Origin of the sequence: Capnocytophaga sp. oral taxon 329 str. F0087, assembly GCF_000213295.2 — a bacterium.
Lineage (GTDB): Bacteria > Bacteroidota > Bacteroidia > Flavobacteriales > Flavobacteriaceae > Capnocytophaga > Capnocytophaga leadbetteri_A.
Genome location: NZ_KN390048.1, coordinates 1 through 10,915, shown reverse-complemented (window position 1 = coordinate 10,915; position 10,915 = coordinate 1). Strand labels below are relative to the sequence as shown.

Sequence of the window (10,915 nt, the reverse complement as noted above, 5' to 3'; positions counted from 1 at the left end):
TCTTTATCTATACCTCTTAGCAAAAGCATCTCTCGCAGGTCTTTCACTAATTGGGTAGGCCCACAAGCGTAATAGCGCCCCCAGTTGAAGTCTTTATATTTTTCAAATAGTTCATTTACTATCTCATCATTGATACGCCCCGTATAGTGGTCGCCCCAAGGCTCTTGACTAAAGGCGTAATGCACCTTGAAACGTTCAGGGTACTGCTCCTTTAGAGCTTCAATCTCATCAAAAAACAAGGTTTCTTCTTTCGACTTATTACCGTAGACGAACACTACTTTTATTTGTGTCATCGCCAAAGCCGTCTTGGCAATACTCATCATAGGGGTTACCCCACTACCAGCCGAGAAGAGCATAATATCCCTATTACCAAAAATATCGTAGAAGAACACAAATGAACCCATCGGGGGCATCACCTCTATAGTATCACCCTCTTTGAGTTCTTGGGTAGCGTAGGTAGAAAACACCCCATTGGGCACGCGTTTCACCGCCACACTCAGCTCACCTTCATTAACGCCTGAGCAGATAGAGTAAGCGCGACGCACTTTCTCTCCATTGATAGTTTGCTGTAGGGTGAGGTACTCGCCTGCCTCAAAACTAAAAACTTTGCGCAAGAGGTCAGGCACTTCAAAGGTAATCATCACCGATGAAGTAGTAAGGTGTGTTATTTTAGCAACTTTAAGTTCGTAAAGTTTATTCATTTCGTTTTTTGTCTTTTGTCTTTACTTATACATTTCGTTATACCCGAAATAGGCGTCTTTAGAGGTTGTCAAAACCTCATAAGAGAAAGGAGTAGTACTGGGTCTGCGGCTCTGGGCTGTGCTACGGCTACCGGTTATTTGCGCTATAGCTTCAGCTAAGAAAGGTTCAGTAGGGTCGCCGAGTGTGCCAATGTTAGCTAAATCTTCTTCCATCGGTATGTCGGGCACTAACCCCTTAGTATAATCGCTAAAGCCTTTAGAGTTCTCTATACTGAGCACTATAGGCTGCATAGCCCATTTGTGCTTAGGGTTCTTTACTTTTCCAGCTTTGTCTATATAATCATAAATAGTGATAGACCCTTGGTTTTTGCCCACCGTAGTCTGTCCTATTTGTGTTATAGGCATATAGGGCTTCAAGCCGTTAATTACCAATTCGCTAGCAGAAGCAGTACGCTCGGTAGTGAGCACGTATAGCTTAGAAAGCTGCAAGCTGTGTATGGGGGTACCGTCTTTCATCTTATCGGTTAAATACTGCACCGTAGCCCCTTGCAAGTTGGCTGCGGCTTGCATCTTAGTATTCCATTTCTCTTTAACAAAAAGCTGCCCTTGGTGTTGCCCTGCTATCATCGATGCCAAATATACCGCTGTATCTATACTCCCCCCGCCATTGTAGCGCAAGTCGAGTACTAAGTCAGTAGCTCCTGCCGCCTTAAACTCGGCAAAAGCCTCATTCAGTTCCTTGTTATAATTAGCTATAAAAGCGTTGTACATCAGGTAGGCAATCTTATGCTGCCCAAGTGTGATAACCTTTTTTATCAGCACAGGGTTCTCTGGCGTTTCGGTGTTGTGTAGCGTAACGGTATGCCCTGTAGGCTGCAATATGCCTTGCTGGTCGATACGATAAATATCAATAGTATAGGTTTTGTTCTTCAGCAGTTCGTTTATATTAGTTTTCGTGATGCGCTGCCCGTTGATAGTGAGGAAGATATCACCTCTTTTCAGGCCTTGTTTATCGGCATCGGAATTAGGTATCACATAATTCACAAAGCCCGCAGCATTAACCCCATTCCTCATCAATACATACTGAGAGTCCATACCTGTACTTGCCGAAATACCTTTGAACTGGTTTTCTAACTTCACATAATCATCGGTGATATAGCTAAAGCGGTCTATTTGTTTGTATCTATTGAGCAAACCTCTGTAGAAAAGAGCTTCAGGACTGCCGAAACTCTTAAGGAATTTAGTATAATCAGTGTTCTTTTCTGCTTTAGTAGTCGAGAGTTTTCCGAAACGATTGTCCTGCAGATTGCTAACCTCTTCTTGCCACAAATAGTACTGATTAAGTCCTTTCCATATAAAGTCGCGTATGCGCAAATCAGTGTCAGAGCCTATGTAGTCAGAGCCCGTAACTATTTGTTCTTCAACTTCTTTAACACAAGAAATCAAACTAATAGCGACTAATATACAGATAAATAAATGCTTCATTTTCAAAATATTTTTCTGCGAAAGTAAGACTTTTTTTATATTTGCACAAATTTTTATAAGAATTAGCTGGTTAGATGTACTAAGATTAGAGGCTCATCCTTCGGTGATCCTTCGGTGATCCTATAGTGTAAGTATATCCAAAGTAAAGGTAAGATATAAAGGATTTTTTCTGCTTTTCTAATTTGCTAATTTTCTAATTTGCTAATCAAAAAATATGTCAGATATAATAAAATTACTCCCCGACCACGTAGCAAACCAAATAGCGGCTGGCGAGGTGATACAGCGTCCGGCATCGGCAGTAAAAGAACTGATGGAAAACGCTATCGACGCTAAGGCTACCGTCATCAAACTTCTTATAAAAGAAGCGGGCAAAACCCTCGTGCAGGTCATTGATAATGGTATAGGTATGAGCACTACCGATGCGCGTTTGTCGTTTGAAAGGCACGCTACCTCCAAAATACAGCGCGCCGAAGACCTTTTTCAGCTACAAACTAAGGGGTTCAGAGGCGAAGCTCTTGCCTCAATAGCAGCTATTGCCCATATTGAGATGCAAACCAAGCGCCAAGAGGACGAATTAGGTACCGAAATACATATAGAAGGCAGCAAAATAACCCGACAAGAGCCTTGTGTGTGCAATAACGGCACAAGTATAGCGATGAAAAACCTATTTTTCAACATACCTGCTCGCCGCAACTTTCTAAAAAGCGATAGTGTAGAGATGCGCCATATACTCGATGAGTTTCACCGAGTAGCTTTGGCACACCCCTCTATTCAATTTTATCTGTACAACAACGGCAATGAGCTGTATAACCTGCCCCCTGCTAACTTCCGTCAGCGCATCGTGCATCTGTTTGGCGGACGTACTAACGAAAAATTAGTACCTATCATCAGCGAGGATACTCCTGTGGTAAAAATCAGCGGTTTTATAGTAAAACCTGAGTACCTGCCTAAGAGCAAGCAACTGCAATTCTTAATGGTTAATCATCGTTTCGTGAAGAACCAATACCTCAACCACGCTATCACCGCTGCCTACGAGGGGTTGATACGCCCTGACCAAAAGCCTGAGTTTTTCATTTGTTTAGAGGTAGACCCTGCTACTATCGACATCAACATACACCCTACCAAAACTGAAATAAAATTTGAAGAAGAGCACAGCATCTACGCCCTGCTAAAGTCGGCAATAAAGCACAGTTTGGGGCAGTTTAGCATTGCTCCTACCCTCGATTTTACTAAAGACCCTACTTTCGATATTCCTTATCAGTACAAGGATAAAGAGCCGTCTTTCCCTAAAATAGAGGTAGACCCCGACTTCAATCCTTTTAAGATGGAAACACCTGCAGTAAAAAGCAGCAGTGGTGGGGGCGGCAATAGCTTCAGTTTTCAGAAAAAAACCGCCCAATGGGAAAGCCTGTATACCGGTATCGAGTCGGCTATCAATACGACTGCTGAGGCGGTAGAAAGCACGCTGTTCGAGGCTGAACCTGCTAAGCCTCAGGGTAAGAAAATCATCAGTTTGGCTAAAAAATACCTCATCACTACTTTGGGGGGCGAACTGATTATCATCAACAGCAACAGGGCTCACCAGCGCGTGCTGTACGAGGGATTTATGAAGAGTTTGGAGAGGACGCACACTGCCAGTCAGCAGCTGATGTTCCCTTACGAGCTTTCCTTTTCGGCACACGAATTGCAGGTGATAGCACAGCTGCAAACTCTCTTCGAGAGCATAGGCTTTATGTTTGCTATCGAAGATGACAAAATAGTGCTTAGCGGCATTCCTTTACACCTGACAGACAGTCAGATACCTAATATTTTCAACGAACTTATTCAGCAGCACATCGAGCTATTACCTACTACCGAAAACACTCAAAAAGAAGCCTTTGCAAAGACCCTCAGCAAGAGTTTAGCCATCAAAACGGGACAGGCGCTCAGTGAAGAGGAACAAGAAAGTTTGATAAATAATTTGTTTAGTTGTCAAGAAGTATTAATTTCGCCTTTTGGAAAACGTATTTATTACAACTTGTCAGTAAATGAAATAGACCGTTTGGTTAATTAACTTATCAAGAAAAATATGGAACGAATATCAAAAACAGTTTTACACCTCATTATTATCAATACTTTGGTTTTAGTCCTTATGGTATTGAATGAAAAGGGATTATTTTTGCCGCAGACAAATCTGACGTACTTGTTTTCGCTGCATTATTACGAAATGCCTTCCTTTCATTGGTGGCAGTACCTCAGCTATATGTTTATGCACGGGGGTATCTTCCATTTGCTTTTTAATATGTATGCGCTGTGGGCATTCGGCACACCACTCGAAAATATATGGGGGCGTAATAAGTTTCTGTTTTTCTACTTTTCTTGTGGTATAGGGGCGGCCTTGCTACAAACAGGAGTTAATTATTACTACGTACACCAAGCGGTAAATGCTTTAGCCGAGGTAGGCATTCCAGCCGAAGAGACTATCGGACTCATACGCGAAGGCAAATACTCGCCCGAATGGGGTAATATCATCAATTACAGTACCTACAAAAGTATGTACGACACTCTTGTGTCATATACTGTGGGGGCTTCAGGGGCTATCTATGGTATTTTAGTAGCTTTTGCAATGTTTTTCCCAAATGCTAAGCTAATGCTTTTCTTTGTGCCCTACCCTATTGCAGCACGCTATTTCATACCAATCATTGTGGCTTTAGACCTCTTTTCAGGGGTTACCGGCACCCCTATTTTCGGAGGTAATATCGCTCACTTTGCTCACGTAGGGGGTGCCCTTGTAGGCTTTCTGATAATGCTCTTTTGGCGAAAAAGAAGCTTTAATTAATTGAAAATTCATAATTACTATGCGTTTTTTGTATTTCTTAATCATAGCAAGTTGTTGGGGGCTAACGGCTCAGGGGCAGTCGACTATACACGGCAGGGTTATGCACGACACCATTCCGCTGGTGGGGGCGCATGTGCTCAATATGCACAACAATGCGATAACCACCACCGATGCTAATGGCTATTTTAGCCTCAGTGCTCGCGAAAACAGCACGCTAAAGATTAGCTACGTAGGGATGCAAACTACCTTTCACAAAGTAGTGAAAGCCGATTTTGGTTTTTCGGGGATACTCATCGCTATGAAAGAGGATATCAATCAGTTAGAGGGGGTAGAAGTATCAAAGTACCGCAAGATTACGGCGCAAGATTTGGGTATATTACAGCACAAACCCATAGAACGTACCTTTGCCGAGAAACGCCTTTACAGCGCTACCCACAGCGGAAGCGGAGTATTGAGTATTGATTTGGTTGTGAATGCTATCACAGGAAAAACCAAAATACTCAAAAAAGTAGTTGCTAACGAAAAGAATTTGATAGTAGCCGAGTACATAGTAGCGCACCTAAGCGATTTTATGAAAAAAGACCTCAAACTGAATGAAGAAGAGATAAATGTTTTGGCCTATTTTGTAATGGAGCGCCCTGATTTTCACGATTTAGTACGAAAAAAAGACAATAAGCCAATGGAGTTTCTACTCATTGAGGCGTGGGGCGAGTACAAGAAATTAGCCGACACGTCAATTAAAGAGTTAGAAAATTAAAAATTTGCTACTTAACAAATTTGCTAATTCAAATATTATTTGTATCTTTGCTGAGGAAAATAGAAGAGAAAATTATGTGTGTATTAGTATATCCAAAAAATGAAGCTCAAAAATCAGCTTTAACCTCTTTTTTAGAGGAGAGAGACATTGATTTTGATTATGAAGAGCCAAGAGCAACACCTAATGAGTATCTAAAGTTGCTTGAAAATAGAATTGATGAAATTAAGTGTAATCCTGAGAGTGCAGGAAGTAGTTTTAATGACTTCGACAAAAAAATGAGAGCTAAATATGGATTTTGAATTAATGATTCATCGTCAAGCTGAAATAGATTTAGAAGAAATACTTATTTTTTACAATAATATCAAAAATAACTTAGGCTTTGAAGTATATGAGGAAGTTTATGACTATATTCAAGAGATAAAAAGTCGCCCTTTTTCTTTCCGAAAAGAAACAGAACAAATACGAGTTTATTTTACAAAAAGATTTCATTTTGCTATTTATTTCGTAGTTGTTGAAGACCTTTTTAAAATTTGGATTATAGGAGTTATAAATCAGAAAGACAACCCTAATAAGTTAGAAAGAAGAATTTCAGTCCTTAATTTGAATTAAGCTACTAAATATTTTGGAAACAACGCTAGTAGCAGCAACTACTAGCTTATAATAAATTTGATTTTATGAAAAGTATTGAAACAGCTAAAACGTGGCTTTCTGACACTTTTGATGCAGAAACCAGAGCTACGGTACAAGCCCTCATCGATGGTAATCCTGATGAACTAAATGAGGCTTTCCACAAAAACTTAGAATTTGGTACCGGAGGAATGCGCGGTATTATGGGCATCGGTACGAATCGTATCAATAAATATACGCTCGGCAAAAATACTCAAGGTTTGAGCAATTACCTCCACCAGTCGTTCCCTAATAAAGAAATAAAAGTAGCTATCGCTCACGACTGTCGCAACAACTCTAAGAAATTTGCCAAAATAGTAGCCGATGTATTTGCTGCTAACGGCATCAAAGTATTCCTCTTCTCTGACCTACGCCCTACTCCAGAGCTTTCATTTTCTGTGCGTTACTTAGGTTGCCAAGCGGGTATAGTACTTACTGCTTCGCACAACCCACCAGAATACAACGGCTATAAAGTATATTGGGAAGACGGCGGACAAACAGTGCCCCCACAAGACGGCGAGATAATGAAAGCTATCGATGCTATCGACTTCAAAGACATTAAGTTCAATGCTGATGAGAGCCTTATACACTACATCGATAAAGAGCTTGACAATGCTTTTGCCGAAGCCTCTATTAAGCACGCTGACTTCAAAGTAGCCCATAAAGAAAACCTTAAGATTGTATTTACTTCATTGCACGGTACTTCTATCACTATGGTACCAGAAGTACTCAAACGCGCAGGCTATACCAATGTGCATATTGTAGAAGAACAAGCAGTACCTGACGGCAATTTCCCTACAGTGAAATCGCCTAACCCTGAAGAACCTGAAGCGCTAACTATAGCTCTTAAAAAAGCTGATGAGCTCAATGCTGACATCGTTATCGGTACTGACCCTGACTGCGACCGTATAGGCATAGCCGTACGCGACCTTAATGGTAAAATGGTACTATTAAACGGAAACCAAACAATGGTTATGATGACCGACTTCCTTTTAGCTCATCAAAGCAAAAAAGGCTTCAAAGGCAATGAATTTGTAGCGTCTACTATTGTTTCTACTCCTATGGTAAAAGCAATTGCCGATGCTTATAAAGTAGAATATAAAGAAGGTCTGACAGGCTTCAAATGGATTGCCAAAATGATAAAAGACTTCCCTGAGCTTACTTTTATAGGCGGTGGTGAAGAAAGTTTTGGTTATATGGTCGGTGATTTTGTACGCGATAAAGACGCTGTAACCGCTACCCTATTAGCTTGCGAGATAGCTGCCGATGCCAAAGCCAAAGGCAGTACTTTCTACAAAGAATTGCTACACGCTTATACTAAGTATGGTTTCTATAAAGAATACCTCATTTCGCTAGTGAAGAAAGGTATTTCAGGCTCACAAGAAATAGCCCAAATGATGATAGACTTGCGCGAAAATCCGCTTAAGGAAATCAATGGTGAAAAGGTAACTCTTATCTGCGATTATCAGTCATCTAAGGCATTCCACCCTCTTACTGGCAAAGTAGAAGAAATTGAGGTACCAAAATCGAATGTACTGATATACCACACTGACAAAGGTACGCGTATAGCAGCGCGCCCTAGCGGTACCGAACCTAAAATCAAATTCTACTTCAGCGTAAACACTACCCTCAGCGGTTTAGCAGCTTTTGAAGAAACCCAAAAGGTATTAGACGGTAAGATTAAGAAGATAGTAGAAGAATTGAAACTACAATAGCATATTATCGCAAATAAATAAAGCCTCTGCGCTAAAGCGCAGAGGCTTTATTTTTTCATAAAACAGAAAACAGAGCCCTTAGTACTAAGGAGCTCTGTTTTCATTTCAATAAAGCTAAAATCTTTATCTTTGTATAAGATTAATTATAACCTTCTGTTTGAACAAGTGTTTTATCATCAGCTATCATAGATGGCGAAATAGGCAAGTAAATATTCTTTCTAGTACCTCCTGAAGTCATTGAAGCTACTTCGTCATACACAAAGTTATCTCCTGCGCGTAGTAAATCCCACCAGCGTTTGCCTTCTCCTATAAACTCCTTGTAACGTTCATCAAGAATGGCTTTAGCATTAATAGCTTTAGTGCTATTGGTATAACCATAAGTAGCAGCATTGTAATTACTACCATAGGCTCTTGCACGCACTTGGTTTATCTCTGCAGAAGGGTCTTCACCTAAGTTATTTTTAGCCTCTGCTAATAGCAATAATACATCAGCATAGCGATAAATAGGCACATTATTTTCGTTTACTATATCACCTGAGTTATTCTTACCTACAAATTTTGATAGTATAGAGCCCAAATAATTAGTAGTATTGAAAGGTATATGTCCTGCATTATCAGAATAAACACGTACGAATGTAGCACGGCGTTGGTCTTTTATATCATCTAACAGACGTAATGTCTTTTCTGAAGGAGAATGATAGTTGCCACCTTCTACGTACAAGAATGATGAAATTTTTCTACCACTATCGTCATACATATCTTTAACGTCAGTATTACGCGCTGTTGTTACTTTATAGAAGTGCTCTGCTTCATCTTTCTTATAGTCTAAAGCAAAGATAAATTCGGCATTCTTTTCATTATCAATACCCCATAATTTATCATAAGACACTAATGAACCTGACACTTGACTAAGAGCATTTTTAGCTTCTGTAAAATCAGCAGTGCCACCACCTAACACTTTTCCTGACCACAAGAACACATCGCCTTTTAGAATAAGGGTAGCGCGTTTAGACCAATATACATTATCGCGGTAGAAATTTTCATTGCCGTTAAATAAATCTAAAGATCTTTGAATATCTTGCTTGATAAAAGCTAATACTTCTGCTTTAGGAGCACGAGCTTTTCTTAGCGCGGCTAAGTTATCAACGTTTTGCAAAGGTTCTGTAACGATAGGTACATCGCCCCAACTCTTTAGCATAGTATAATAGATATAGGCTCTGAGTCCGTACATCTGTGCTAGCATATTCTTCTTTTCATTTTCATTGCTGAAAGAAGTCTGAGGCGCATTTTTAATAAAGTCATTAATATAATGCAACATAGTATACCAACCTCCCCAGCTATTAAATGCCACTTTGGTAATGTTGATATCATTAGTAAATAGGTCTTGGTTATGCGCATTTTCAATACCTTTACCTCCCCATATATCAGAGCGAAGCTCTCCCATTAACCACATTGTATAGCCATAAGCTCTAAAACGTGAATATACGCCTGAGTGTACTGACTTAGCAGCCTCTTCTTTATTCCAAAAACCTGTATAAGTAAGATCACTTTCTGGAGGTGTTTCTAATTCACAGGCTCCCAATAAAAGCAATGAGAGTCCTAATAATATATTTCTTTTCATCTTTATTCAATATTTAAAAGTTATTTAAAAAGTAGCGTTGATACCAAAGGTAAAGCTACGTGGTAGAGGGAAACGTCCATTGTCCCAACCTCCTTTTTCAGGAGAATAACCAGTATACTTAGTAAAGTAAGCCAAGTTAGTACCTGAAACAAAAAGACGAATATCTTTGAAAGCATTATTCACCGCAGCTCCTGGTAGGTTATAGCTAAGAGTAATTTCGCGCAAAGCTAAATAATCTCCTTTCTCCCAATAACGAGAGCTTGCTGAATATTGTCCTTCACCTCCAGCCTTATGGTTACCACGAGGGTCGGTAAAGTCATAACGTGGAATATTAGCATTAGGATTCTCAGGTGTCCAAGTATCTCTTATCTCAGATGTCCAGTTCATATTACCTTGTACTTGCGAAATACCTCTAGTGCGCACAGCATTATTTATTAAGTGTCCTACTGCATAATCTGTTTTTACAAAGAGATTAATGTTTTTATAAGTAAAATCAGTAGTAAAACCTCCTATAAAATCAGGGGTGGTTCTACCTAACACTACTCTATCGCGGCTATCAATAATACCATCGCCATTTACATCTTTCCAACGAGTGTCACCTACTATAGGTTTTCTGTTAGCAGCAGGGATAGTACCCGCATAAAACTGAATTTTTCTATCTTTATCAGCTTCTAATTCTGCTTGGTTATGATATACTCCTTCATCCTGATAACCTACTACTAAGTCATCACCTACGCGTTCACCTTCTTGGCGACCGCCTACATACATAGTTTGGGTAGGATTTGAAGGATCCCATATTTCTTGTCCTCCTATACGATTCTTATCATTACCATTATTAGGAAGTTTCTTCACAAAACTGCGAATACGAGTAAAGTTAGCTCCTATATTCCATTTTATATTATCAGTATTGATAACTTTGAAGTTAGCCTCTATTTCAATACCTCTATTTTGTAGTGTACCATTATTGATTTTTACTGAAGAGAACCCTGTAGAGATAGGAATTCTTTGGTCTGCCAATTTATCATAGATATCACGAATGAAATAATCTACTAAGAAATTCACACGATTATTAAGAAGCCCAAGGTCTAAACCAAAGTTTAGCGTAGTAGCTTTTTCCCATTTCAAATAGTACAAAGGTACAGAGGTATTCAC

General features: G+C 39.8%; 9 protein-coding genes and 1 pseudogene. 6 read left to right on the top strand and 4 right to left on the bottom strand.

Annotated features, from left to right (window positions below; genetic code table 11):
• Positions 1–701, bottom strand: a 701-nt coding sequence (locus HMPREF9074_RS10410) for an FAD-binding oxidoreductase (RefSeq protein WP_034540654.1), incomplete at its 3' end; no start/stop codon positions are given.
• A 21-nt stretch (positions 702–722) separates the two neighbouring features.
• Positions 723–2,186, bottom strand: a complete 1,464-nt coding sequence (locus HMPREF9074_RS10405; RefSeq protein ID WP_009392608.1) for a S41 family peptidase — start codon at positions 2,184–2,186, stop codon at positions 723–725.
• A gap of 214 nt (positions 2,187–2,400) precedes the next feature.
• Here HMPREF9074_RS10405 and mutL point away from each other — a divergent pair, with 214 nt between their 5' ends.
• The 6 genes from mutL (at position 2,401) to HMPREF9074_RS10375 (ending at position 8,142) form a co-directional block, all read left to right on the top strand.
• On the top strand, positions 2,401–4,239 hold the full coding sequence (mutL, locus tag HMPREF9074_RS10400) for a DNA mismatch repair endonuclease MutL (RefSeq protein ID WP_009392610.1): 1,839 nt from the start codon (positions 2,401–2,403) through the stop codon (positions 4,237–4,239).
• A gap of 15 nt (positions 4,240–4,254) precedes the next feature.
• Positions 4,255–5,004, top strand: coding sequence for a rhomboid family intramembrane serine protease (locus HMPREF9074_RS10395; protein ID WP_009392612.1), 750 nt, complete (start codon positions 4,255–4,257; stop codon positions 5,002–5,004).
• A gap of 19 nt (positions 5,005–5,023) precedes the next feature.
• Positions 5,024–5,761 carry a carboxypeptidase-like regulatory domain-containing protein gene (locus HMPREF9074_RS10390; protein WP_009392614.1) on the top strand — a complete coding sequence of 246 codons (738 nt, stop codon included), beginning with the start codon at positions 5,024–5,026 and terminating at the stop codon, positions 5,759–5,761.
• Between the two features lie 74 nt (positions 5,762–5,835).
• Complete coding sequence (locus HMPREF9074_RS10385) at positions 5,836–6,060, top strand: hypothetical protein (RefSeq protein WP_034540657.1); 225 nt, start codon at positions 5,836–5,838, stop codon at positions 6,058–6,060.
• Positions 6,050–6,370, top strand: coding sequence for a hypothetical protein (locus HMPREF9074_RS10380; RefSeq protein ID WP_009392618.1), 321 nt, complete (start codon positions 6,050–6,052; stop codon positions 6,368–6,370). Before HMPREF9074_RS10385 ends, HMPREF9074_RS10380 begins: the two co-directional genes overlap by 11 nt.
• A gap of 65 nt (positions 6,371–6,435) precedes the next feature.
• Positions 6,436–8,142 carry a phospho-sugar mutase gene (locus HMPREF9074_RS10375; protein WP_009392620.1) on the top strand — a complete coding sequence of 569 codons (1,707 nt, stop codon included), beginning with the start codon at positions 6,436–6,438 and terminating at the stop codon, positions 8,140–8,142.
• Positions 8,143–8,281: 139 nt separating this feature from the next.
• On the opposite strand, the gene HMPREF9074_RS10370 is transcribed toward HMPREF9074_RS10375, so the two are convergent.
• Together HMPREF9074_RS10370 and HMPREF9074_RS12455 are read right to left on the bottom strand one after the other, a co-directional pair.
• On the bottom strand, positions 8,282–9,763 hold the full coding sequence (locus tag HMPREF9074_RS10370; RefSeq protein WP_009392621.1) for a RagB/SusD family nutrient uptake outer membrane protein: 1,482 nt from the start codon (positions 9,761–9,763) through the stop codon (positions 8,282–8,284).
• A gap of 24 nt (positions 9,764–9,787) precedes the next feature.
• Positions 9,788–10,915: pseudogene (locus HMPREF9074_RS12455) on the bottom strand (SusC/RagA family TonB-linked outer membrane protein); the annotation flags it as partial.

Bases quoted from the DNA above. Each gene is read 5' to 3' on its own strand.
- HMPREF9074_RS10395 (WP_009392612.1), top strand. From the start codon at position 4,255: ATGGAACGAATATCAAAAACAGTTTTACACCTCATTATTATCAATACT.
- HMPREF9074_RS10405 (WP_009392608.1), bottom strand. From the start codon at position 2,186: ATGAAGCATTTATTTATCTGTATATTAGTCGCTATTAGTTTGATTTCT.
- HMPREF9074_RS10385 (WP_034540657.1), top strand. From the start codon at position 5,836: ATGTGTGTATTAGTATATCCAAAAAATGAAGCTCAAAAATCAGCTTTA.
- HMPREF9074_RS10380 (WP_009392618.1), top strand. From the start codon at position 6,050: ATGGATTTTGAATTAATGATTCATCGTCAAGCTGAAATAGATTTAGAA.
- HMPREF9074_RS10370 (WP_009392621.1), bottom strand. From the start codon at position 9,763: ATGAAAAGAAATATATTATTAGGACTCTCATTGCTTTTATTGGGAGCC.
- HMPREF9074_RS10375 (WP_009392620.1), top strand. From the start codon at position 6,436: ATGAAAAGTATTGAAACAGCTAAAACGTGGCTTTCTGACACTTTTGAT.
- mutL (WP_009392610.1), top strand. From the start codon at position 2,401: ATGTCAGATATAATAAAATTACTCCCCGACCACGTAGCAAACCAAATA.
- HMPREF9074_RS10390 (WP_009392614.1), top strand. From the start codon at position 5,024: ATGCGTTTTTTGTATTTCTTAATCATAGCAAGTTGTTGGGGGCTAACG.